This window comes from Limnobaculum parvum (assembly GCF_003096015.2).
GTDB lineage: Bacteria > Pseudomonadota > Gammaproteobacteria > Enterobacterales > Enterobacteriaceae > Limnobaculum > Limnobaculum parvum.
This window is the reverse complement of the sequence record NZ_CP029185.2, coordinates 1,826,265-1,851,586: the sequence shown is the minus strand read 5'-3', so window position 1 is coordinate 1,851,586 and position 25,322 is coordinate 1,826,265. Positions and strand designations below refer to the sequence as shown.

Here is a 25,322-nt window from a genome sequence, read left to right as displayed (position 1 = left end):
ATCATCTTCCGATGAGATAGCATAACCCCATATATTCAGGAACAATCATGCAAAAGTCAGCTAAACTGCAGGCTCTTATTCAACCACTTATCACCATAATATTGTTCTTTGGGCGCTCTTATGCTCCGGCGTTAATGCTATCATTCCTGTTAAAAAGCAAATTATGGCGGCCGGTTCGATTATTACTGGTTATGTTTGGTGAGCCATTATTAAGAAAAGTGTTTGGTTCCATTGCCTGGCGATTTAAAAAGGGTTCGGATGAAACGATTGCAAAATGAAATAAATTCGTTGGTTAACCGCGGGCTGGACCGTCACTTAAGATTGGCGGTTACAGGGTTGAGCCGTAGCGGAAAAACCGCATTTATTACCGCGTTTGTTAACCAACTTTTGAATGTGAATAATGGGGCGCGTTTGCCTCTGTTTTCTGCCGTACGGGAAGAGCGGCTGATGGGAGTAAAACGGATCCCACAAAAAGATTTTGGTATCCCACGGTTTACCTATGATGAAGGGGTGGCATCATTGTATGGTTCACCCCCCAGTTGGCCAACGGCAACCCGTGGTGTGAGTGAAATTCAGCTAGCACTGCGTTTTCGTTCTAATGATTCGCTGATACGCCACTTTACCAGTCATTCAACACTCTATCTGGAGATTGTAGATTACCCGGGAGAGTGGCTATTAGATTTACCCATGCTAGAACAAAACTATCTTGAATGGTCGCATCAAATGAACAGTATTCGGCAGGGAGAGCGTGCCGAATGGGCCAAGCCCTGGCTTGACCTCTGTGCTAAATGCGATCCGTTAGGGCCAGTTGATGAGAATTTATTGGCGGATATTGCCCAAGCCTATAGTGACTATTTGCTGCGTTGCAAACAGGAAGGGTTGCACTTTATTCAACCAGGGCGTTTTGTTTTACCGGGAGATTTAGCCGGTGCTCCGGCATTGCAATTTTTCCCATGGCCTGAGATTAACGCACAAAATCAATCTCGACTGGCACAGGCCGATAAGCGAACCAACTGGGGAATGCTGAAAGCCCGTTATGATTACTATTGTCAGCATGTAGTAAAAGGTTTCTATCGGGATCATTTCATGAAGTTTGACCGTCAGATTGTGTTAGTGGATTGTCTGCAACCGTTAAATAACGGCCCGCAGGCGTTTAATGATATGCGACTGGCGCTAACTCAGTTAATGCAGAGTTTCCACTATGGTCAACGCTCTTTGCTCAGACGTCTGTTTTCCCCCTGTATTGATAAGTTAATGTTTGCGGCCAGCAAGGCGGACCATATCACACCGGATCAGCACGCTAATTTAGTTTCTCTATTGCAGCAACTGGTACAGGAAGCATGGCAGAACGCAGCGTTTGAAGGTATCAGTATGGATTGCGTAGGCCTTGCATCAGTACAGGCAACAGAGAGCGGTATGATTGAACATCAAGGAAATCGACTGCCCGCGCTGAAAGGTTATCGTCTGGAGGATGGTCAACCATTAACCGTCTATCCCGGTGAGGTTCCAGCCCGTTTACCGGAACCGTCATTCTGGCAACAGCAAGGTTTTCATTTTGATCAATTCAGACCTCAGCCCATGAGCGTTGATACGCCATTGCCTCATATTCGTCTAGATGCAGTTATGGAGTTTTTGTTAGGAGATAAGCTTAAATGAACCAACCAATAAAAGGGCGAATCACCTTCGAAGAGCCACTGTTGGATGAAAAAGAGCCTGTTTTGCGCAGCAATCTACAATTTAATTCGCAAGAGGCAGAGAATTTCTTCCCCACAGCGCCGGAGTTGGAGGAAGAGCAAGAAGAGGGCGAAGCTGAAGGGATCATTATGAATGCCCTTAGGCCAAAAACCAGCCTGTGGCGTAAAATGGTCACTTTGGGGCTAGGGGTTTTTGGCATTAGCGTGGTAGCTCAGGGCATTTATCGTATTTCTGATGCGATTCAGAATCATGAATGGATTACGTTGGGCGCATATAGTGCAGGCGCAATTATCGTTGTCGCCGGTGTTGGTTCAGTGTTAACTGAATGGCGTCGTTTATATCGATTGCGGGAGCGTGCCGAAGAGCGCGATATCGCCCGAGAATTGTTACATAGTCACGCCTTAGGTAAAGGACGTGAGTTTTGTGAGAAACTGGCTATTCAGGCGGGTATTGATAAAAGCCACCCAGCACTACAACGCTGGCAAGCATCACTACATGAAACACAAAACGATCGCGAAGTGGTTTCCCTGTATGCCACATTAGTTCAACCCGTATTAGATCAACAAGCCCGCCGCGAAATCAGTGGTTCAGCAGCCGAATCAGCCTTGATGATTGCCGTCAGCCCACTGGCGATTGTCGATATGGCATTTATTGCTTGGCGTAATATACGATTAATTAACCGTATCGCCAGCATTTATGGGATCCAACTGGGGTACTTTAGCCGTATTCGATTATTTAAGCTGGTTATGCTGAACATCGCTTTTGCTGGCGCAACTGAACTGATTCGGGAAATGGGTATGGACTGGATTTCTCAGGATATTACCGCCAGGCTATCTACTCGGGCAGCTCAGGGTATTGGTGCTGGTTTATTGACGGCTCGTCTTGGTATTAAGGCCATGGAATTGTGCCGCCCATTGCCGTGGATAGATAACGATAAACCACGATTAGGGGATTTTCGCACCCAACTGATTGCTCAGATAAAAAGTAAGCTACCAAAAGGTGGAAGCAGCAAATCTTAAGAGCGTGTGTTTAGAGACAAAAAGCAGTGATGACGGGGTGTCTCCAATGAGTTTCCGTCTGATCTGTCAACTTTTTGTGACACGTCTCTTCATCTGAACGGGGACAGCGGGTATGATAGGGGCAACAACCATTACAGCACGCTCGTTAAACAAGGCTATTCACAATGCGTCTTGAAGTCCTCTGCGAAGATCGTCTGGGATTAACCCGTGAACTACTTGATTTGCTGGTTGCCCGCAATCTTGATCTACGGGGCATCGAAATCGATGTCAGCGGCAAGATCTATCTTAATTTTTCTTCTATTGATTTTGATGTATTTAGTGCATTAATGGTGAACATTCGGCGGATCGCCGGCGTGATCGATGTCCGTACAGTTTCTTATATGCCTTCAGAACAGCGCTTACACGCATTGAGAGCGCTGTTGGAGTCTCTGCCAGAACCAGTGATTTCTATCGATTTGAAAGGGCGAATCGACTTGGCTAACCATGCCGCACTAATGCTGTTTGGGCTATCTGAGGAAAAAATACTGACTCAGACAGCGTCTAGCTTGTTAAGTGGCTACAACTTCCTCCGTCATCTGGAAGGTGAAAATATTGTACCTCATTCGGAGCGTGCGATTATTCGCGGTCAGGATTACCTGATGGATATCACACCTATCAACCAGAGTGATGATGAACAGCAACCGAAAGAGGTGACAGGAGCAGTCATTGTTCTGAAGTCAGCGGCCAGAATTGGGCGCCAACTACAGAATAAGAACGTTGCTGATAATCATGCATTTGGTCATATCGTTGCCATTAGCAGCAAAATGAAATTGTTGATTGAACAGGCCAATAAGTTAGCCATGCTGGATGTACCTCTACTGATTATTGGTGATACTGGAACCGGTAAAGATATTTTGGCTCAAGCTTGCCATGTTCGCAGCGCTCGCCGAGATAAGCCTTTTCTGGCGATTAATTGTGCCTCTTTGCCTGATGATGTGGTGGAAAGTGAGCTGTTCGGTCATGGTGGAAGTGCACAAGTTGAAAGCAAGAAAGGATTCTTTGAACAAGCAAATGGTGGTTCAGTTCTGCTAGATAACATCAGTGAAATGTCGCCAACCATGCAGGCAAAATTATTACGCTTTCTAAATGATGGCACCTTCCGGCGAGTGGGTGAAGATCAGGAAGTGTATGTGGATGTTCGCGTGATTTGCGCGACTCAAAAAAGTCTGTTTAATTTGGTCAGTCAGGGGATGTTTAGAGAAGACCTCTATTACCGTCTGAACGTACTGACTTTGACTATCCCTCCGTTAAAAGAACGCGTTTCCGACATCATGCCGCTGGCTGAGCAATTTATCACGCTGTTCGCCGATCAACTTGGTGTTCATCGCCCTAAGCTGGCACCGGATTTAACACCGCTGTTAACTCAATACGGCTGGCCGGGCAATGTCAGACAACTGAAGAATATTCTTTATCGAAGTTTTACTCAGTTGGAAGGTAATGAATTACAGGTCAAAGATATTGTATTACCTGAAGTATCTGCTGAAATGATGCTGAATAATAATGTTATGGATGGCAGCCTAGATGAGATATGTAAACGATTCGAATGTTCAGTATTAACTCAACTGTACAGCAGCTACCCAAGTACTCGTAAGCTGGCTAAACGGTTAGGCGTATCCCACACGGCGATTGCGAATAAGCTTAGAGAATATGGTTTAAGCCAACCATCACGTTCTGCTGAAAATGCAGAAGCTATCGATAATGAATAAGTAAACTGAAAGCCAATAAAACAGAAGGGAGCCAATGGCTCCCTTTATTATTCAATTTGTTTAATAGGGTGCAACTATTTCAGTGCGGCTAGCGCAGCATCATAGTTTGGTTCAGTAGAGATCTCTTTAACCAGTTCGCTGTAAACCACTTTATCGTTAGCATCCAGTACCACCACAGCACGAGTGGTTAAACCTTTCAATGGACCATCCTGAATATCAATACCATAATTTTGTTTAAACTCAGGATTACGGAATGTAGACAGGGTAACAACATGGTCTAAACCTTCAGCCCCACAAAAACGTGCCTGAGCAAAAGGCAGATCGGCGGAGATACATAGCACAACCGTATTGTTGGTATCACCCACGCGTTGGTTAAACGTTCTGACCGACGTAGCACAAACAGAAGTATCCACACTTGGAAATATATTCAGTACCTTACGTTTGCCGGCATAGGTACTTAATGTGACATCAGAGAGATCTTTTGCGACCAGAGTGAATGCTTTTGCGCTGTCACCCGCTTTGGGTAATTGCCCGGCAACGGATACCGGATTGCCTTTCATTTGTACGGTTTGAGTCATAACTGCCTCCAGTGAATGTTACTTTAAATTAACAATTAAGTTATCTTAGTCCAACAAAACACTTTTGGATATCTCAAAATAAATTAGTCTTGCCATCAATTGATCACACCCTCTATCTCTTGTTTTTTTTCTCTTTAAATCAATGCAATTAGATGCTTCAAGCTGAATCCTCCGGTATTCAATTGTGCTAATAGGCAAAAAAATTGATTATTTTTTACCGTACAACAGGTAGCATCTCTATATGTATGATCTGTTTTGATTCATAATAGCTGTTGATAGATGTAAACTGATGGTTACCTCGTCTGCGGTAAACCAGACAAATTTAACTGATATAAAGCTGAAGTTTAGGAATTAAGAATGAACCGTGTTTTTGCAGTTTGTAAGGCTGTACTGGCTATATTGTTCGTTGGTCATTTTTCAGTGGCTCAAGCTATGGAATACCCGTTACCACCGTCTAATAGCCGTTTAATTGGTGAGAATAGGGTATTGATTGTTCCGAATGACGGGCGCTCACTGGAACGAATCGCCTCAGATTATCAAATTGGCCTGATTGCTATGCTGGAAGCAAATCCGGACGTTGATCCACTGTTGCCAAAAGCGGGTTCAGAATTAATTCTTCCGCTACAAATGATCCTGCCGGATACGCCGCGCGATGGTATTGTTATTAACCTGTCGGAACTTCGTCTTTACTACTATCCGAAAGGCAAAAATACCGTTATCGTTTATCCAATTGGTATTGGTCAACTGGGTCGTGATACGCCAGTAATGACCACGACCATTGTTGAAAGAAAGGCCAATCCGACCTGGACACCAACAGCCAATATCCGTAAGAATTATGCGGCAGAAGGTATTACTTTACCGGCAATGGTTCCAGCAGGCCCTGAAAATCCAATGGGATTGTTCGCCTTACGTATGGCTGCTGCGGGCGGTACTTATCTGATTCATGGTACTAATGCGGATTTTGGTATTGGTATGCGTGTTAGCTCAGGTTGTATCCGTTTGCGTCCTAACGATATTGAAGAGTTGTTTAACACGGTCCCGGTGGGAACTCGGGTTCAGGTGATCAATGAGCCGATTAAAGCAACGACAGAGCCTGATGGTTCTCGTTATGTCGAAATTCATCAGCCATTATCAAAGTCTGAAAACGACAATCCGCAGACTAAGCCAATTGATATTCACCCAAGCATTGCAACATTTATTAATAATCCGTCAACGGATGCTTCCCGAGTGAATGCTGAAATTGAGCGTCGTTCTGGATTGCCACTGTTAGTGAATCATTAATATCCCTAACGATAGCTATACATAAAGCAGTGGGGAAATACTCCCACTGCTTTAATAAGATTTCCTGCCATAATGTTTTCCTTTAGCTTCCCTCTTAATTATTTTTCTCTTCCTTAAATTTTTTTCAGTACTGATATGTTATTTCGATAAATAATCGCTTGAGTGTCAATTTGAGGCATTTTTATTGTTAACCCCCACGCCGATCTTGTTTTTTTATACTAAGCTTAGAATGAGCCATAGGCGCTTATTATTGGCATTAGCGAATAACTGAATAAAAGTGGACAGTTTAGGATAGGCGGGGCAGATAAATAAAAAGAAAAGTTATAGAACAGTGACGGATTATTACTGATAAAAAAATGGCGCACTTAAGTGCGCCATTTTCCCTTACGAGAAATATTATTTCTTGTAAGAACGAGTCATGTTGTCTAAACGTTGGTTAGCACGAGCTGCTTCATCTTTAGCAACTTGTACATCTGAACGTAAAGCAGCAACATCGCTGATCAGTTGAGTCAGCTTGCTGTTAGTTGAAGTGTCAGTGCTTTTTGCACAGCCAGCTAACAGAGTAGCACTTAAAATTACAGCACCCAGTACCACTTTAGTACGGTTCATATTTACACCCTCAATTTGAATTAACTTTTTGCATGTAGCCCGATAAGTATTACACAAACTTTTTCGGAATGAGAATAATTTTTTAACTTCTCGCAAACTATTTTGCTTATTTGGTTAAAGAATAGTCAAAACAAATTATTATTTGCGAAAAAAAGGATTTTACGCTACTAAAAAAAGGTAACGTGTGGTGGTGAAAAATTTATCTAACGATAAGTGAGGGAAATAAGCCTGTGTTTTTATACACCATTATCTATTTTTGGATAAAAAGAATAGTACAATTAGCCAATAATTCTGATTGTAGGTTTAGCCTTAAAACAGACGAAAAAAAACGCCATCTGAGTTAGATGGCGTCTTAATGTTACAAGAGTTGTTAAAGAATATGTACAGAAGCCGTATTTGTCGTGCCGCTGGCAACCAGTGCGCCAGATACCATTACAATAATATCATTCTTCTGTGCCAATCCGCTGGTTAACGCCATTTCTTTGCCAATACGGTAGAAATCATCAGTAGAGGCGATTTCTTTAACCACTTGAGCCGTAACGCCTTTGGTCAGAACTAACTGACGAGCGGTCGTTTCATTGGTGGTTAGCGCTAGAATAGGTGCTGTAGGGAAGTATTTACGGATAGCTTTAGCTGATTTACCACCTTGAGTCGCAACAACAATCAGTACGGCATCCAGCTTCTCTGAAGTTTCTACTGCGCCACGACATACCGCTTCAGTAATACGTAATTTACCGGAAGAGGTCAGTTTGTCTACGCGACATGGCATCACACGATCGGTACGATCGCAAATGGTGGCCATGATAGTAACGGATTCCAGTGGGTATTTACCCTTAGCACTCTCACCGGACAGCATAACGGCATCAGTACCGTCCAGAATGGCGTTAGCAACGTCACCGGCTTCAGCGCGAGTAGGGCGAGGGTTTTTGATCATTGAGTCTAGCATTTGAGTTGCAGTGATAACCACTTTACGCGCTTGGTTACACTTCTCGATCATCATTTTCTGAGCAAAGATAACTTCTTCAACTGGGATTTCAACGCCAAGGTCACCGCGAGCCACCATGATGCCATCAGACGCTTCGAGAATTTCATCGAAGTTGTTCAGGCCTTCTTGGTTTTCAATTTTGGAGATGATTTGAATGTGCTCACCACCGTTTGCTTTTAAATGTTCACGAATATCCAGTACGTCTGAACGCTTACGAATAAAAGAGGCAGCAACGAAATCAACGTTTTGCTCACAGCCAAATACTAAGTCTTTTTTGTCTTTTTCTGACAGGGCAGGCAGTTGAATGGATACGTTTGGCAGGTTAATACCCTTGTTTTCACCCAAATCGCCGCTGTTCAGTACTTTACACACAATTTCTTTCGCTCGGACTTCGATAACTTCCATACCAATTAAGCCATCGTCAACCAGTACGGTATTGCCAACTTTCAAGTCTTCTGCAAAACCCGTGTAGGTCACAGCAACACGCTCACTATTACCAATAACGCTTTGGTCAGTAGTAAAGATGAAAGTTTGACCCGCAACCAGAGGAGCATCACTACCACCTTCCAGTTTCATTGTGCGGATTTCTGGGCCTTTGGTATCTAGAAGGATTGCTGCTTTTTGACCGGTTCTCGCCAGTACTGCGCGCAGGTTGGAAATACGTTGTCCGTGCTCATTATAGTCACCATGAGAAAAGTTCAAACGCATTACATTCATACCTGCATTTAGCAGCTTACCCAAAACTTCTTCTGATTCAGTTTTCGGACCGATGGTACATACAATTTTAGTCTTTTTCATGATGATAATTTTTACCGATATTTTTGTGTGGAAAGAAAACGAGAGCCTGCTATTGAGGCTTCAGAAAAAAATACACGCGTAATCAGGTTACTTTCAGTATTGCGAAACATAGGCAATATCGCCAGTCTGTAGACAGAAATCATCTTTGATACCGAAGAAACTGCGGTTTGCTCATCTGCTGAAACCTTTCAACTAACTATTTTGCCTATTATAAAGGGGAAATGCACCAGAAGAAAATGGATAATTGTCGAAAAAATAATGTAATAAGCAGCTAAATTTAGTGAGAACGTACAAAAAGGCCGGAAACAGGAGGTGTGTGGGAGATAAAGAGATAAAGAAATGGTGCGCCCTAGTGAACTCGAATCACCGACCTCCACCATGTCAAGGTGGCGCTCTAACCAACTGAGCTAAGGGCGCTTTGAAATACCAGATACTGAAATATCTGGTGCGTCCGAGTGGACTCGAACCACCGACCCCCACCATGTCAAGGTGGTGCTCTAACCAACTGAGCTACGGACGCATATTATGTATCATTAAAGCCTATTGCGTTAACGACGCGCACGAATATTAACGATGAAGTGGCTCACTGGCAAGGAGAAAAAGCGATTTTCTTATGCTGACATCACTAATTGGCGACTTACTGTTCAGGCAGCCTCTTTTTTATCCAACAGACTGCCTGAGAAGTGATTAGCGCTGAGAACGCGATAAAATTAACTCAATGGGTTGTTTTTGCAACCAGTGCATACGCAGCATCATCAAAACAGCAGCGGCGCTCAAACCAATGATAAACCCAATCCAGAAACCAGCGGGCCCCATTGCGGGAACCAATAAGTCGGTCAACCCCAGACAATAACCAACCGGCAGTCCCACAATCCAGTAAGCAATAAAGGTAATATAGAAGATGGATCGGGTATCTTTATAACCACGGAGGATCCCACTACCAATAACCTGAATGGAGTCAGAACATTGATACACTGCGGCTAATAACATCAAATGCGTCGCCATCATCACGACTTCCGGGGTATCGTTATATAACAATGCAATCTGATGGCGAAAAATCACAGTAAACAGAGCCGTGATAGCCGCCAGACTCAGGCCCAATATCAATCCGGTATAAGACGCTACTTTAGCCTCATCAACTTTTTTCTGCCCCAGTTTAAAGCCAACCCGAATGGAGGTTGCTACCCCTAGCGCCAGCGGAATAACGAATACTAGACTGCTAAAATTGAGTGCAATCTGGTGTCCGGCGACGGAAACAACACCCAACGGTGAAACCAGCAATGCCACGACGGCAAACAGGGTCACCTCAAAAAATAACGCAAGGGCTACCGGTAGGCCGAGGTTGAACAATCGTTTAAGGGTAGGCATATACGGCTTTTCATAGGTACTGTATTGAACAATATCTTTTTGGGAACAGGCAGAACGAACGTATAGCTTGATACCAATAAACATCACCCAATATACCGATGCCGTAGCAATACCACAGCCCACGCCTCCCATGGCGGGAAAGCCTAGCTTGCCATGAATCATCACATAGTTAACCGGAATATTGACCAGCAAACCAATAAACCCAATTACCATACTGGGCTTGGTTTTCGATAAGCCATCGCACTGACTACGGTAAACCTGAAATAACAGATAGGCTGGAGCGCCCCACATAATGGCACGCAGATAACGAATGGTGATATCCGCCAACTTCTCATCGATATTTTGCATATGCTGTATAACATAATGGCTGTTATACAGCACCACGATTAAAAACAGCGAAATGAAGAGGGCCATCCATACCGATTGAGTTACCTGATGCGCAATGTCTTTTCTGCGGCCAGCACCGTTCAATTGTGCCACCACCGGTGTCAGCGCCATTAGCAACCCTTGTCCAAACAAAATGGCTGGCAACCAGATAGACGTACCGACAGCCACGGCGGCCATATCGGTAGCGCTGACGTCTCCTGCCATGATGGTATCAACCACACCCATGGCAGTTTGAGAAAATTGGGCTGCAATAACTGGAACGGCTAAAACCAGTAGATTACGCGCTTCGCGGATATAGTTCTGCACGTACTTACCTTTAATTTATTGAGATTAAGATAAAATATGTCACTGAAATACCAAAATTACAGTGATAAACGAAATGTAAGGGGCACGATTCTACCTATTAAACGTCAGTAAGCAAATGAAACACTCGTGATTAAAACTTGGAAATAAGAATAAAATCGGAAACTGGATTTGGTTTTTATACCAAATTGCGTCAAACTTCTGACCAGCTAATTTTGTGCATGATTAAATGTTACTACTGATTATTGAGGCCTATTGAATGTTTACCGGAATTGTTCAGGGAACTGCTCCTGTTGTTGAAATCGAAGAAAAAGCCAATTTTCGCGTCCATAAAATGAAGTTTCCTGCGGGGCTATTGCCGGGGCTAGAGACAGGAGCATCTGTTTCGCATAACGGCTGTTGCTTAACGGTAACGGACGTGGATGGCGATATCGTCAGTTTCGATCTAATGAAAGAAACATTACGGGTGACTAATTTGGGCGCACTTTCTGTCGGTTCTAAGGTAAATCTGGAACGGGCCGCTAAGTTTGGTGATGAAATTGGTGGGCATTTGATGTCTGGTCACATCATGTGCCAAGCAGAAATCATGAAAATTTTGATTTCAGAAAATAATCGTCAAATCTGGTTCAAGATGCCTGAAGATCTGATGAAATATGTGCTAAACAAAGGATTTATCGGTATTGATGGCATCAGTCTGACCATCGGTGAAGTAGTAAAGAGCCGTTTCTGCGTGTATTTGATTCCAGAAACGCTGGAACGTACGACGCTCGGCACTAAACGTTTGGGCGATTCGGTGAATATCGAAATCGATCCGCAAACTCAGGCTGTTGTAGATACAGTTGAACGCGTACTTGCCAGTAAAAACTAACCGCACATTTATGGGTTATGATATTGAAAGACCAACAATCCCCGCCTTACCCGCGGGGATTGTTGCTTATGGCTCAGGATACTTTATTTAGCAGTAACTCAGACTGGTCACTTTCGGTTAAGAAACTAACAATACTTTTCGCCGCTTTACGCCCATCAGCAATGGCGGTTACCACTAAATCGGCGCCTCTGACCACATCGCCACCGGCAAACACTTTTGGGTTACTGGTTTGACAGGCAAAGTGATTCAAATGTGGCGCGACAATAACGCCGTAGCTATCGAGTTCTACACCCATGTTTACTAGCCATGGCATGGCGTGAGGGCGGAAACCAAAGGCTTTGATGACGGCGTCAGCAGGTTGTATAAACTCAGAACCTTGAATCACTTTAGGACGGCGGCGGCCTTCGGCATCCGGTTCTCCCATCTCGGTTCTGACCAACTTCACCCCGCTAACATGACCATCTTCATCTAGCTCTAGTGATACAGGCTGTACGTTAAACATAAATTCAACGCCTTCTTCACGGGCATTTTTCACTTCTTTCTTGGAACCCGGCATGTTGGCTTCATCACGACGGTAAGCGCAAGTCACTTCCGTGGCGCCTTGACGAATAGAAGTGCGTAAACAGTCCATTGCGGTATCCCCACCCCCTAGAACGACAACACGCTTCCCAGATAAGTTGATATAGGGCTCTTCTTTCAGTTCCGGCAGATGCATCACTTTTTTGGTGTTAGCAATCAGGAACGGTAGGGCGTCATAAACGCCTGGTGCATCTTCATTATCCAATCCTGCACGCATGGATTGATAGGTACCTACGCCGACAAACACCGCATCATAATCGTTAAGTAGCGAATCAAAAGCGATATCTTTACCAATTTCAGTATTCAAATGAAATTCAATGCCCATGCTGGTAAAAATTTCACGGCGATGAACCATCACATCTTTATCTAGCTTAAAGGAGGGGATCCCAAAGGTCAGCATTCCGCCAATTTCAGGGTGGCGATCGAATACCACAGCATCAATGCCATTACGAGCCAGAATATCAGCGCAGGCCAGTCCGGCAGGACCAGCACCAACGATAGCAACTTTCTTACCTAATGATTTAACCTGAGACAGGTCAGGTTTCCAGCCCATCTCAAACGCTGTATCCGTAATGTAGCGTTCAATATTACCGATAGTGACCCCCCTAAACTCTGAAGAGTACAACTGCCTTCGCACAGGCGATCCTGTGGGCAAACGCGACCGCAGATTTCTGGCAGGCTACTGGTTTGATGTGAAAGTTCGGCAGCCTCGATGATACGGCCTTGCTGTGCCAGAGAGATCCAGTGAGGTATACGGTTATGCAGTGGGCAAGTCCACTCACAAAATGCGTGATCGCCACAGGTAATACAACGATCGCCTTGAGTGCCAACTTGCTCAGGTGTAAAGCGCTTGTAGATCTCGACAAACTCGGTTTTACGTAATGGTAAATCGATCTTAATTGCATCACTACGGGGGATAATCACTTTTCCAGCCAGTTTATTTACCGTGTTATTTTCTGCCGATTGAACACCTCGAGTTGCTCCCATCGGATCTTCGCGCAGCGCCGCATGGCGAAGTTTTTGCTGCTGTTGTTCAAGTAAATATTCCTGACTGAATACTTTTAATGCTTGAGTGGGGCAATTGGCTACACAAGCCGGGCTTTCTGCATCATCGGCACACAGGTCGCACTTGTGGGCAGTCGTGCGGTTTGGTGCACCATCAGCAAAGGTAATGCTCTCTTCAACCATGCCAATCGCGCCAAACGGACAGGCCAGAACGCAAGTTTTGCAACCGATGCATTTTTCTTTATTCAATTGAATACAGTGATCGCCATGGGTCAATGCCGCACTGGGGCAAACCTGAACGCAGGGCGCATCTTCACAGTGTCGACAGGTCACAGCGGTTTTAATGCTGGCGGTTTTGATGACTTTAATGCGAGGAAAATAGAGCTCAGGAACATCAGGATGTTTGCCCTGATTGTGAGTCATGACACAGGCAACTTCACAGACACGACATCCAATACAAGCTTTTGCATCGGCTATAACAAAGCGGTTCATAAATACTTCCTGTAAAAATCCGATTTAGTCGGAGTGCTTATAATTAGCTATATAGGGATTACCATTACTTTTATTATGGTTATGGTGTTTATCACAGGAAAGCGGGCTTAACAATAGTGAAAGTGTTGAAGAAAGTTTGTGAAATACCGGCAGGAGTTAAATGAAACTGAAATGGAATTTCATTTAATGATTTGATTATCAAAATATATTTTTTCAAAAACTGATTAAAGATTCATTTGCTGATACGTTTCCGCTAGAAACGAATTATTTCAGGCGGAAACGTTTATTTATTACCGTTAGGTTATTATATGAACTAATTCATACCAGACATGATAAATAAATTGATGAACTGTTCTGCCGGCATTTTTTGTCCATTCAGGTCAATCACACCATCAGCATAGTTAAAGCTGCTGGTAATGGTGTTATCGTCCTGTTTGTTGATCATCTTTTGCGCTAATCCAAGACCAACTATTTGTTGAACAGCCTTTGTTGCCTGAGCTTGTGCTTCTTCAGCAGAAATACCGTCTGATATTTCATGACTAATTTTGACTTGCTCGTTCAGCATCGGGATGGAGAGTTTGCTATTGCTGCTGAATGACTTGATTGAGCTCATCAGTAACTGAGACATATCTTCCATCGCCATATTTTGCGAATCTGGTTTCATCATGGTCAGAGACATATCAACTTGGCTTTCACCTTTATCATTTTTCCAGATAAGAGGCGTAATGCTGATTACCGGATTAGCATCGAGGAAAGCCATCAGGTTATTCATCATCATGTTACCCGCCTGCTCGGCAGACTCTTCTGCGGGTACACCAAGGAACAGATAGGCCAGTTGGTTTGAATTTTGATTCAAGTATTGCAGTGCTTTACCATCAAACTGATCCAGTTTGAGTTTCAGGCTACCGGAGCCAATCGTTTTCCCATCAATACTCATTTGGCCAATAGTGGTATCAACCACTTGATTAATAAACTTATCGGTTTCCTGTGCATTGCTAGAGATTAAAAGATTATCGATAACCAGCTTTGGCTGTTGTTTAACGGTATAGGTAACATTTTTCAGTTCAATGTCGCTGACACCGACACCAAGATCGAACTTACCGATTTTACCGTTGCTTTTTATGGTCAGACCATTCATAACCAACTGGTCTGTATCCGCCTCTGCTACGGTGAACTTACCGATGCTGGCTGTTGCCTGATATTCCTGAGCTTTATTTTGGCTGACATCAATTTTAGCCGTGTCGTATGACACTACGCGACCTTCATCAGACAGTTCAAAGGGAGAACTGGTCAGGGTAACCGCTTCTTTACCCTTAAGTATGTTAGCGACGCCATCAATGGTTAATCCACTGAACTTAAATGCATTAGAATCTTTTTCTGTTAACGGCTCTAATACCACTTTGAGGTCAGAGTTACCGCTATAAGAAGTCAAAATATCAATGGATACTGGGGATTTTCCGCCCGCCATTTCAAATAATTTATCCAGAGAACCTTGCTTCACCAGTTCAGTTTTTGAGTACGCCAGTTTAGGAATCAAGCTGAGTTTTGCCAGCGGGAAGGGACCATGACTGACTTCCTGATGGATCGTTACGCTGTCTTTCTGTGGGCCTTCAGCATTGGTTTGATCGATCATTTCCAACTGATAATTAATCGTAGAAGAGAAAACACCACGTTGATAATCAGCAACAGAAATCGTTGCCTGATATTCAGGAACATTTTTATTAAAGTAGGTTTGGGCATCAACAATGGATTTATTCACCTGACCCTGGATCATTTTCCCGGTATACCATGCACCACCAACCCAAACTCCACCCAGTACGACCAATACACCAACTGCAACTATCGATTTTTTCATCGTTTGTTCATCCTATTCCTTTGTCGTTAACGACTTATAATATCAGTGCGTAACTATACTCATGACTAACCAGACGTAATGTTGATTGTCCGCTGAAAGATGGTCCATAAGCAACACTAGTTAAAAAGATTTTATTGATAGTTAAATAACATTAATGATTCTCATCTTCATTAAGCAGTGGGATGTCACACATTCACTGATAGCATTATGAGACGATTGAAAATTATTGCCGTTTATTAACCAGAATCAGGAGAAACTCATGGCTGCTATGCGTACAGAAAAAGATTCAATGGGCCCAATTGAAGTACCTGAAAATAGCCTGTGGGGCGCACAGACTCAGCGTTCACTGGAGCATTTCCGCATATCTCAAGAGAAAATGCCTAAGGCACTAATTCATGCACTCGCTCAGGTGAAGCGAGCGGCATCGACAGTGAATATGCAGTTAGGGTTACTGGACAAAAAAAAAGGCCAAGCCATTATGAGTGCTGCTGATGAGGTGCTGGCCGACAAACACAATAATGAGTTCCCGCTTTCTATTTGGCAAACCGGTTCAGGAACTCAAACCAACATGAATATGAACGAAGTGCTCGCCAATCGCGCCAGTGAAATATTAGGTGGTAAGCGGGGCAACGATCGTTTAGTTCATCCGAACGATGATGTGAATAAAAGCCAGAGCTCTAATGATGTATTTCCCACTGGAATGCACGTTGCAGCAGTGGTTGCGGTACGTAGCCATTTATTACCGGAGCTGAAAACATTACATCAAGTTTTAGCCGATAAGTCCGAAGCCTTTCACGACATCGTCAAAATAGGTCGAACTCATTTACAAGATGCAACGCCGTTAACGCTAGGGCAGGAGATCTCAGGTTGGGCAGCCATGCTGTCATATAACATCAAACACATTGAAAATTCGGTGCCACATCTCAGTGAACTGGCTTTAGGCGGAACTGCCGTCGGTACGGGATTGAATACCCATCCGGAATATGCCGTACGGGTGGCGAAAGAGCTGGCTTCGTTAACCGGACAGCCGTTTGTAACCTCACCCAATAAATTTGAGGCACTGGCGACCTGTGATGCCTTAGTTCATTCTCATGGTGCGTTAAAAGGGCTGGCTGCATCGCTAATGAAAATTGCTAACGATGTGCGTTGGCTCGCTTCTGGCCCTCGTTGTGGTATTGGTGAAATTGACATTCCAGAAAATGAACCCGGTAGTTCGATTATGCCGGGAAAAGTCAACCCAACCCAGTGTGAAGCACTTACCATGCTATGCGCTCAGGTGATGGGCAATGATGTGGCAATTAATATTGGCGGAGCATCCGGTAATTTCGAACTAAATGTTTATCGCCCGATGATTATTGATAACTTCCTACGGTCTGTTCGCTTGCTGGCGGATGGCATGAACAGTTTCAATAAGCATTGTGTCATTGGTATTGAACCAAATAGAAAACGCATCTCTCAATTATTGAATGAATCTCTGATGCTGGTAACGGCTCTTAATACCCATATTGGCTATGACAAAGCGGCTGAAATTGCGAAAAAAGCCCATAAAGAAGACCTCACTTTGAAAGCATCTGCTCTAAAGTTAGGTTATCTGACGGAGGCCCAATTTGATGAATGGGTCAAACCTGAAAACATGGTTGGTAGTATGAAGAAATAGCCCAGCATTAAAAATGAAAGGTTGACGCGTTGACCTTTCCAGAAGCGATTTTAAAATCCGTCATCATATACTCGAGTGATGACGGATTTTGATTGTTAATCCCGCCAGACACCTAAGCAAAAAACCATTACTCATAAAACCAGACATAATAAATATCCAGCAACAGAACAATGATCCAAATGGCGATATAAATCATCATGTGCTCCCTGATATTATTCATTACTGATTCAATAATGCGCGACATCAGATCTTGTTTTTCTTTCACCTTAACCTCTTTAGTGGTTTTTCGGTTCTGCTGATGCTTCCGGTAAGCGAATAAGATAACGCCCAATAAACAGGGCGCAAAGTAGCATTCCGGCGATAAATATAACTAACCCAGTCCACCCATAGTTATGCCAGAAAAATCCACCTAAAGTACCAGCAATACTGGAACCTACGTAATAGAAAAACAGATACAGTGCTGATGCCTGACCTTTAGCCCGCTTTGCCCGATAACCAATCCAACTGCTGGCGATTGAGTGTGCGGCAAAAAAACCAGGTGTGAAGATCAACATACCAATCAATATAAGCCAAATTGATGAAAACAGACTCATGCATAGCCCCAATATCATCAACGCGACAGAACAGATAAATACCGGGCCGCGACCATATTTCACGCTCAACGAACCTGCTTTAGGAGAGCTTAGAGTACCCGTCAGATAAACCAGAGACAGTACGCCGATAAACGCTTGGCTAATATAGTAAGGTGGCTCCATCAAGCGATAGCCGATGTAGTTAAATAGCGTAACAAACGACCCCATTAATAAGAAACCTTCAGCAAACAGCAACGGTAAGCCACGATCGTGCCAATGTAATCGAAAATTAATTAATAAGGTCCGGGGACGCAGGGAGGACGCTCGGAAATGGCCTGAAGGGGGTAAAATCCGCCAAAAAACCAGCGCGGCGATCAAGGCAATACAGCCAATGCTACCCAGTGTTATACGCCATGAAAACAGATCGGTCATCACACCGCTGATAAGCCGTCCACTCATACCACCAAGTGAGTTACCGCTGATATATAAACCCATTGCGAAGGCAACAAACATGGGATCGATTTCTTCGCTGATATAGGTCATAGCAACTGCGGCTACACCGCTTAACGCTAGGCCCACTAAGGCCCGCATGATCAAAATACCATGCCAACTGGTGGTCAATGAGCTGGCGATCGTTAATGTGGCCGCCAGCATTAATGCAACCACCATGACCGGTTTACGACCAACTGCATCAGAAATGGGCCCGGTAAACAGCAAACCCACCGCCAACATGGCTGTTGAAACAGACAAGGACAAACTGCTGCTGGCGGGTGAAATACCAAAATCGTGGGAAAGTATCGGTAAGATGGGCTGAACGCAATAAAGCAGCGCAAAGGTAGCCAGACCGGCTGAAAACATCGCCGCAGTCACCTTCATAAAATCGACCGTTCCCCTAACGATAAAAGGAGAACGGGAGCGTGACACTGTAACTTTTGTGACCGGTTTGGAAACCGGGAAGGTGTTCAAGCCAGATTCGGGATCTGACTCATCAGCAGAAGGTTCTGGCAGGTTCACCCGTTCGGGCTTATGCTGTGCCACGATAATTCCTCAGCCATAACTGGCAATAATCAGGAAACTACAACTATACATTGGTGACAAATATTGTTAGGTAAACGATAATCAAAACTCATCTACGACTATCTACGATCTTAGCGGAAAAAAACCAATTTTATTGTTGTTGTCATCGCTGGTTGAATAAATAAGGACCAGTTAGTACCAAACCATGGCTTAAATGATAGAAATAAAAAAGGATCCTGTTAATCTGCCAGACATCATCGGTCAAATCGTATTGATTTTATTATATATTGCAACACATATAAATTCCGATAACTGGGTAATATATTCCAAAAGATTTAATCAGTTGTATTCAGAGGCAATAACGTGAATAGAGAAGGGCAACCGGGCCATATTGACCACATCAAGCAGACCAACACGGGCGCGGTATACCGACTTATCGACCAGTATGGTCCGATTTCACGTATAGACCTGTCTAAGCTCTCCCACCTGGCGCCAGCCAGTATCACCAAAATCGTTCGAGAACTGTATGACGCCCATCTGGTTAAAGAGACTGAATTTAGTGAGGTCGGCAGTCGTGGACGTCCGGCAATAGGAATCGAACTGGATACTCAGGCATGGCACTATTTAAGTGGTCGTATTCATTATGGTTACCTGACGCTGGCCTTAAGAGACTTAAGTAATCAGTTGATTATTGAAGAACAGATTGATTTCCCTGTTGATAAAAACCAATCTTGGTTAGAACGCTTCATTCAGCAAATAGAATCCTTTTTTACCCGCCATCAGAAACGGCTTGAGCGTTTGACTGCTATTGCTATCACCATGCCAGGCATCATTGATGCTACTGCGGGTGTTGTGCACAAAACACCATTCTACAATGAAGAGAATATCCCTTTAGGAGCAATGCTAAGCCAAAGAACCGGTTTACCGGTGTATGTTCAGCAGGACGTCTCCGCCTGGGCTATCAGTGAAGCGCTGTATGGTGCCGCGTTTGGCTGTCAGAATGTGATTCAGATAGTTATTGATGATGTCATCGGGGCTTCTGTTATTACCGATGGACGAATTCTCCATGCGGATTCCAGCCGTCAAATTGAGATAGGCCATACTCAAGTTGAACAAAAGGGGAAAGCTTGTTATTGCGGCAATCATGGCTGTCTAGAAACCATTGCCAGCATGGGTAATATTCTGGAGAGAACACGCCAGTTACTGCCTTCTAACCCTGATTCTATGCTTAATTCTTTGCCTATCAACATCGAGAATCTGTGTGATGCCGCCAACAAGGGCGATAAGTTAGCCAGAGAGATCATCTGCTATATTGGGGAAAGTATCGGACATATCGCTGCGGTGATGGTTAACATCTTCAATCCAGAAAAGATTATCATTGGTTCACCCCTGAATGCTTCTTCTGGGACACTCTATCCGGCTATCGAGCGCTGTATTCACCAACAATCTTTGCCGCAATATCGTACGGATATCCGTATTGCGCCAACTCACTTTGTTAATGCCGGAACCATGCCTGGCGCAGCTTTGGTAAAGATGGCGTTATACAATGGCTCTCTGCTGGTTAAACTTCTTCAGGGATAATCTGCTTAAAATACCTTAATTTTCATTATTTACCTCTAAATAAGTATAACGTTTTGTTTTATAAAAAAAGATATTAGCTGTTTTAGCAAATCTTGAGCTAACGCAATCTATTCAATCAGGCCTTAGCCTAGACTTTTGATCCTGAGATGAATATCACTGCTTATACATTCAATTATATATTTGTTGCTTATACCGTTTTAGCGACCGGCATCTGATACGAATCAACCATTTATTTAGAAGATTTCGGAGCAATAACTTTTATGCCGAATCGATTTTTTGTAACCGGTACTTGTACTGAAGTGGGCAAAACCGTTATTTCACGCGCCCTGTTACAATCGTTCATTAAACAAGGAAAGCGTGCAGTAGGGTATAAACCTATCGCGATTGCTTCTCACACGACGGATGAAGGGGCAAGAAATCATGACGCGATGATCCTTCAGTCTTCTTCATCTATTCGTGTTTCTTATGATGAGGTTAACCCGGTGATCGTTGAAGATCATGTGGCGTTAACTTATAGCGACAGCCCAATGGACTATGCCCGTATCTCCCGTGGATTAAGCCATCTTCAATCTCAGGCGGACGCCGTGATTGTCGAAGGTACGGGTGGCTGGCGTTTTCTGCTTAACGGTATGCGGCCTATATCTGACTGGGTGATTGAAGAAAAGCTTCCGGTGATTTTAGTGGTTGGCATCCAGCTTGGCTGCATTAACCACGCAATTCTGACTGCTGAAGCCATTGCAAATGATGGACTCAATATTGCCGGGTGGGTCGCAAACCGAATAAATCCCGGTTTGGCCTATTACTCAGAAACCATTGAAGCGCTCAAACAGAATATTCCTGCGCCGCTGATTGGCGAATTACCATACATCTCTCGACCAGAAGAGCGGGACTTAACCGGCTTTATCGATCTTAGCCGCATAAAAAACAGCTGATATAGCATTGCTGTCATCTAATTAATCAACGATGATGGAAATGTGATATAGAAATAGCGTCCTCTCTTTCTGGTGGGCTACCCCGCCAGAAAGTATTCTTATGTATAAACAGGCAAGGGGAAATGTAATGGTTGTTTTTGTTACTGGGGCATCCGCAGGGTTTGGTCAGGCGATCGTCAGAAAATTTGTTACTCAGGGTCACTATGTAATTGGCGTGGCACGCCGGGCAGAGCGTCTTCAACAGCTTAAAAATGAATTGGGTGATAAATTTCTTCCCGTAGAGCTGGATGTTTGCGATCGCGAAAAATTACTGGCTACGTTAAAAACGTTGCCGGCGGCGTTTAAAAATATCGATCTACTGGTAAACAATGCGGGTTTGGCATTAGGTTTGGAACCGGCTAATAAAGCTGATTTCAGTGACTGGACCACGATGATTAGCACTAACGTGACCGCACTGGCATCGGTAACGCATGCCATTTTACCGCAAATGGTGGAACAGAACCACGGCCACGTTATTAACATTGGCTCAATTGCCGGAACATACCCATATCCCGGTGGAAACGTATACGGCGCAACGAAAGCATTTGTGAAGCAGTTCAGCCTTAACCTGAGAGCCGATCTGGCGGGTACCGCTATCCGTGTTACGGATGTCGAACCGGGGTTATGTGGCACCACAGAGTTTTCCAATGTGCGTTTTAAAGGGGATGACGCTAAAGCCGCCAGCCTGTATGAAAATGTTCAGCCACTGACCGCCACCGATATCGCCGAAACGGTATTCTGGATTGCCACTCAGCCGGCCCATGTTAACGTTAATCTCATTGAGTTAATGCCGGTAGCGCAAAGCTTCTCGCCGTTGAAAGTGACTAAAGATTAATGACAAAGTCTGATGGTTTAGTCTTCTAAAGAGTCAATTAGAGGGAGAGGGTGCCGTTGGCGGTCAACTAAGCTTAAGCCAGCGAAGTGCCCCTAGGCGGCCCTTGCTATCACTGTATTAGAAGAAATTTAACTTTTTTACGAAGATTAAGTGACACCGTAACAAATTAAAAACTATCATTTGAAACTGAAATAGAATAAGCATAAAAAAATCTGGAAAATTACTTTTCCAGATTTTTGATAAATTAATCCGTGTCCCTAAATCAGGGGAATTAATAAGAAAGTGTTTCTAGCGCTTTTTTACCAATACTCAGGTATTTCTCTTCTAAATCAGACGTGGTATTGAATGTACTGATTAATAACTTGCCATCTAGACTAGAAATCAGCATAGCGTTCTTTATTTCATGTTCAGCGTCATCTTCATTTGGCGTTGTCATTTCAATTAAGATAGCTTTATGCTTATTAACTTGCATCTCTTTGACTTCTGGTGAAAAATCTTCCAGTTGTGCGGTCATTGCATCAGCCGCCTGAGATAATTGGTCTTCTGAAATACTATTATCAGTTAATGTAAAAGCAAAAGAGACTTTACCATTTTCCACTTGATAAGCTTCATTAGGGCGGTTACTTGAAGGGTATTTCTTCTGTAGTTGGCTATCTGTCATCCGAACAAAGTTATCGGGTAATGTAATGGAAGCTTTGCCATTCAATATATTACCTTTTACTTTTGATTCTTCAGAACAACCCGTTAATAAAAGCGCTGTAGAAATTAAAGCGGTAAACATAATTTTTTTAACATTGAAATTAAGTCCTTATAAATCAATCAATAAAAATATTTTTTAAATAAATGTGCCTTAAATCAATTTAAGGTGAGCGCGTAATATAATTAAAATATATTTTATGTCAAATTCGTTTTATTCAAATTTAATTAATACATTGATAATTATTTAATTTATTTTTAATTTGTGGGAAATTTAGTAAAAAAATATCATTAATTGAAATGTTTTTTTCAATATATTATCAAAAAATGTGTTGACAAATATAGTCACCATCAATTGACCATAACTAATGGTAACTACACATTCAATAGAATAATAAATTGCGTAAAAAGCCCTCAATGTCGAGGGCTTCAATAATTAGATTATGGCTGGGTTTGCGGTTGAAGGTTTGGATGTTCAGTATCTTCTACCACGGGTGTTTTCTCGGAAATACCACTGTCAGATGCTGCCGGGGCGGCGTCAGTGGCTTGATGTTTAGCATAGACAATCTTCTGTTTGCCTTGTTCGCAATTACCGACCACAGTTCCACTGGCTTGCTCGGCAGGGACTACGTTCAGCTGAAATCCAGATTCAGGGACACCTTTATGAATAATTTTCTGAGCTATCTCAGCTTTAATCTCATCACAGGTTGCAGCAAACGTAGCTAATGGCGTCAGCAGCATAGCGGCCGTCAGTAACAGTAAAGATTTTTTCATCGAGCATTCCTCTGGTTGCACATAACTCATGGGTTATTCGATAGATAGGTGGTGATAACTTAATCATTCTAGCAGAGATTATCTTTTAAAATTTCTAGCTGGTTCAGGTTTTGTAAGGTTGTTGAAATAATAATGCAGCCAATAGGCTGCATTATTTTGCTCAGATAAACGTAAGATTAACGATGAGCTAATTCACCATCTTCTTCTGATTCAAAAACGCTTTTATCCGTCTCTTTCAGAATTTGGCTGGTGATGGTACCGGCAGTCATTGCCCCATTTACGTTCAGTGCAGTCCGTCCCATATCGATCAGCGGTTCAACCGAAATCAGCAGGGCAACCAGAGTAACCGGCAAACCCATAGTGGGTAGCACAATCAGTGCAGCGAAGGTCGCGCCGCCACCTACACCGGCAACGCCAGCTGAGCTAACGGTAACAATAGCCACTAGGGTAGCGATCCACATTGGATCGAATGGATTAATACCGACGGTTGGTGCAACCATAACGGCTAACATTGCCGGGTAGATACCGGCACAACCATTTTGACCAATAGTGGCACCAAATGATGCGGAAAAACTGGCAATAGTTTCAGGCACACCTAAACGACGGGTCTGAGCTTCAACATTCATCGGGATACTGGCCGCACTTGAGCGACTGGTAAATGCGAAGGTTAACACCGGCAATACTTTTTTGAAGTATTTAACCGGATTAATACCGTTGAAGGCCAGAAGGATAGCGTGTACCACAAACATCAGCGCCAGCGCGATGTAGGAGGCTACGATAAAGCTACCCAGTTTAATCAGATCCTGAATGTTAGAACCAGCAACCACTTTGGTCATCAACGCTAGAACACCATAAGGAGTCAGCTTAATCACTAAACGAACCAGCTTCATTACCCATGATTGAAGAGTATCAATCGCAGTCAGAACGCGTTGACCTTTTACTTCATCATCTTTTAACAACTGTAATGATGCAACACCTAAGAAAGCCGCGAAGATAACAACGCTGATAATTGATGTTGGGCTAGCGCCAGTCAGATCGGCAAATGGGTTTTTAGGAATGAAAGAAAGAATCAATTGAGGCGTTGTCAGATCGGCAACTTTCCCCATATAGTTTGATTCAATTGCGCCCAGACGCGCTGTTTCTTGAGCTCCCTGAACCAAACCTTCAGCTGAGAGACCAAACAGCAGGGTAATCATAATACCGATAAAAGCGGCTATCATGGTGGTAAAAAGCAGGATACCAATGGTCAGGAAACTGATTTTACCTAGTGAAGAAGCATTATGCAGTTTCGCTACCGCACTCAGGATAGAGACGAAAACTAATGGCATAACAATCATTTGTAATAACTGAACGTAGCCATTACCGACAATATTAAACCAGGAGATGGATTCTTTCAGAATAGGACTATTCGCACCATAGACCAGTTGTAATCCCAAACCAAAAACAACGCCGACAATCAGGCCAAGCAGCACCTTTTTCGCCAGACTCCAACTGGTATGACGCGTTTGCGCCAGAAGAAATAGCAACGCTATAAAAACCAGCACATTAATAATTAACGGTATGTTCATTCCCGACCTCAGTCAAAATTATTATTCTGTTCAAATAGTAAGCAATAAATATTGCGTGGAAGTATTGTAACAGTTAAGCAATAT

19 protein-coding genes, 2 tRNA genes and 3 pseudogenes are annotated in these 25,322 nt (G+C 43.5%); 10 read left to right on the top strand and 14 right to left on the bottom strand.

Going from position 1 to position 25,322, the window contains the following annotated elements:
- Positions 1-47 precede the first annotated feature (47 nt).
- From HYN51_RS07505 to tyrR, 4 genes are all read left to right on the top strand, one after another.
- Positions 48-278 carry a phage shock protein D gene (locus HYN51_RS07505; RefSeq protein WP_108899455.1) on the top strand — a complete coding sequence of 77 codons (231 nt, stop codon included), beginning with the start codon at positions 48-50 and terminating at the stop codon, positions 276-278.
- Positions 259-1,656 (top strand): YcjX family GTP-binding protein, encoded by a 1,398-nt coding sequence (locus HYN51_RS07500; protein WP_108899454.1) that lies wholly within the window; start codon positions 259-261, stop codon positions 1,654-1,656. The genes HYN51_RS07505 and HYN51_RS07500 overlap by 20 nt, the downstream gene beginning before the upstream one ends.
- On the top strand, positions 1,653-2,714 hold the full coding sequence (locus HYN51_RS07495; RefSeq protein WP_108899453.1) for a YcjF family protein: 1,062 nt from the start codon (positions 1,653-1,655) through the stop codon (positions 2,712-2,714). Before HYN51_RS07500 ends, HYN51_RS07495 begins: the two co-directional genes overlap by 4 nt.
- Before the next feature lie 164 nt (positions 2,715-2,878).
- A complete protein-coding gene (tyrR, locus tag HYN51_RS07490; RefSeq protein ID WP_108899452.1) occupies positions 2,879-4,459 on the top strand; it encodes a transcriptional regulator TyrR in 1,581 nt (526 codons plus the stop codon).
- A gap of 74 nt (positions 4,460-4,533) precedes the next feature.
- Here the strand turns inward: tyrR and tpx are convergent, their stop codons facing one another.
- Entirely contained in the window at positions 4,534-5,037 is a 504-nt protein-coding gene (gene tpx / locus HYN51_RS07485) for a thiol peroxidase (RefSeq protein WP_108899451.1), read from the bottom strand.
- A 357-nt stretch (positions 5,038-5,394) separates the two neighbouring features.
- On the opposite strand from tpx, the pseudogene HYN51_RS07480 reads away from it, so the two are divergent.
- Positions 5,395-6,309: pseudogene (locus tag HYN51_RS07480) on the top strand (L,D-transpeptidase family protein); the annotation flags it as partial.
- A gap of 405 nt (positions 6,310-6,714) precedes the next feature.
- Here the strand turns inward: HYN51_RS07480 and HYN51_RS07475 are convergent.
- The 5 genes from HYN51_RS07475 to HYN51_RS07455 all read right to left on the bottom strand — a co-directional run bounded on the left by HYN51_RS07475 (position 6,715) and on the right by HYN51_RS07455 (position 10,771).
- The gene (locus HYN51_RS07475) at positions 6,715-6,927 is read right to left on the bottom strand and encodes an LPP leucine zipper domain-containing protein (RefSeq protein ID WP_108899449.1); all 213 of its coding nucleotides are present in this window, start codon (positions 6,925-6,927) and stop codon (positions 6,715-6,717) included.
- A 370-nt stretch (positions 6,928-7,297) separates the two neighbouring features.
- Positions 7,298-8,710 carry a pyruvate kinase PykF gene (gene pykF, locus HYN51_RS07470; RefSeq protein ID WP_108899448.1) on the bottom strand — a complete coding sequence of 471 codons (1,413 nt, stop codon included), beginning with the start codon at positions 8,708-8,710 and terminating at the stop codon, positions 7,298-7,300.
- A gap of 340 nt (positions 8,711-9,050) precedes the next feature.
- Positions 9,051-9,127: transfer RNA gene (locus HYN51_RS07465), tRNA-Val, on the bottom strand.
- Positions 9,128-9,153: 26 nt separating this feature from the next.
- A tRNA-Val gene (locus HYN51_RS07460) sits at positions 9,154-9,230 on the bottom strand.
- A gap of 167 nt (positions 9,231-9,397) precedes the next feature.
- Entirely contained in the window at positions 9,398-10,771 is a 1,374-nt protein-coding gene (locus tag HYN51_RS07455; RefSeq protein WP_108899447.1) for an MATE family efflux transporter, read from the bottom strand.
- A gap of 256 nt (positions 10,772-11,027) precedes the next feature.
- On the opposite strand from HYN51_RS07455, the gene HYN51_RS07450 reads away from it, so the two are divergent.
- The gene (locus HYN51_RS07450; RefSeq protein ID WP_108899446.1) at positions 11,028-11,636 is read left to right on the top strand and encodes a riboflavin synthase subunit alpha; all 609 of its coding nucleotides are present in this window, start codon (positions 11,028-11,030) and stop codon (positions 11,634-11,636) included.
- 73 nt (positions 11,637-11,709) lie between these two features.
- Here HYN51_RS07450 and HYN51_RS07445 read toward each other — a convergent pair.
- The 3 genes and pseudogenes from HYN51_RS07445 to HYN51_RS07440 all read right to left on the bottom strand — a co-directional run bounded on the left by HYN51_RS07445 (position 11,710) and on the right by HYN51_RS07440 (position 15,567).
- A pseudogene (locus tag HYN51_RS07445) lies at positions 11,710-13,151 on the bottom strand (FAD-dependent oxidoreductase).
- 180 nt (positions 13,152-13,331) lie between these two features.
- A pseudogene (locus HYN51_RS16600) lies at positions 13,332-13,643 on the bottom strand (4Fe-4S binding protein); the annotation flags it as partial.
- Between the two features lie 382 nt (positions 13,644-14,025).
- Positions 14,026-15,567, bottom strand: a complete 1,542-nt coding sequence (locus tag HYN51_RS07440; RefSeq protein ID WP_108899445.1) for a YdgA family protein — start codon at positions 15,565-15,567, stop codon at positions 14,026-14,028.
- 259 nt (positions 15,568-15,826) lie between these two features.
- Here HYN51_RS07440 and fumC point away from each other — a divergent pair, with 259 nt between their 5' ends.
- On the top strand, positions 15,827-17,224 hold the full coding sequence (gene fumC, locus HYN51_RS07435) for a class II fumarate hydratase (protein WP_108899444.1): 1,398 nt from the start codon (positions 15,827-15,829) through the stop codon (positions 17,222-17,224).
- Positions 17,225-17,351: 127 nt separating this feature from the next.
- Here fumC and HYN51_RS07430 read toward each other — a convergent pair whose 3' ends face one another.
- Positions 17,352-17,489 (bottom strand): DUF2770 family protein, encoded by a 138-nt coding sequence (locus HYN51_RS07430; protein WP_230514040.1) that lies wholly within the window; start codon positions 17,487-17,489, stop codon positions 17,352-17,354.
- 10 nt (positions 17,490-17,499) lie between these two features.
- Entirely contained in the window at positions 17,500-18,720 is a 1,221-nt protein-coding gene (locus HYN51_RS07425; RefSeq protein ID WP_230514055.1) for an MFS transporter, read from the bottom strand.
- A 456-nt stretch (positions 18,721-19,176) separates the two neighbouring features.
- Between HYN51_RS07425 and mlc the strand changes: the two genes are divergently transcribed.
- From mlc to HYN51_RS07410, 3 genes are all read left to right on the top strand, one after another.
- On the top strand, positions 19,177-20,394 hold the full coding sequence (gene mlc / locus HYN51_RS07420; protein WP_108899443.1) for a sugar metabolism global transcriptional regulator Mlc: 1,218 nt from the start codon (positions 19,177-19,179) through the stop codon (positions 20,392-20,394).
- A gap of 260 nt (positions 20,395-20,654) precedes the next feature.
- Complete coding sequence (bioD, locus tag HYN51_RS07415) at positions 20,655-21,326, top strand: dethiobiotin synthase (RefSeq protein ID WP_108899442.1); 672 nt, start codon at positions 20,655-20,657, stop codon at positions 21,324-21,326.
- Positions 21,327-21,453: 127 nt separating this feature from the next.
- Entirely contained in the window at positions 21,454-22,200 is a 747-nt protein-coding gene (locus HYN51_RS07410) for an SDR family oxidoreductase (RefSeq protein ID WP_108899441.1), read from the top strand.
- 271 nt (positions 22,201-22,471) lie between these two features.
- Here the strand turns inward: HYN51_RS07410 and HYN51_RS07405 are convergent, their stop codons facing one another.
- The 3 genes from HYN51_RS07405 to HYN51_RS07395 form a co-directional block, all read right to left on the bottom strand.
- Positions 22,472-22,981: a hypothetical protein gene (locus HYN51_RS07405; protein WP_108899440.1), complete on the bottom strand. Its 510-nt coding sequence runs from the start codon at positions 22,979-22,981 to the stop codon at positions 22,472-22,474.
- Positions 22,982-23,337: 356 nt separating this feature from the next.
- Positions 23,338-23,670 (bottom strand): DUF1161 domain-containing protein, encoded by a 333-nt coding sequence (locus tag HYN51_RS07400; protein ID WP_108899439.1) that lies wholly within the window; start codon positions 23,668-23,670, stop codon positions 23,338-23,340.
- Between the two features lie 176 nt (positions 23,671-23,846).
- Positions 23,847-25,238: an L-cystine transporter gene (locus HYN51_RS07395; RefSeq protein WP_108899438.1), complete on the bottom strand. Its 1,392-nt coding sequence runs from the start codon at positions 25,236-25,238 to the stop codon at positions 23,847-23,849.
- Between the last annotated feature and the right edge of the window lie 84 nt (positions 25,239-25,322).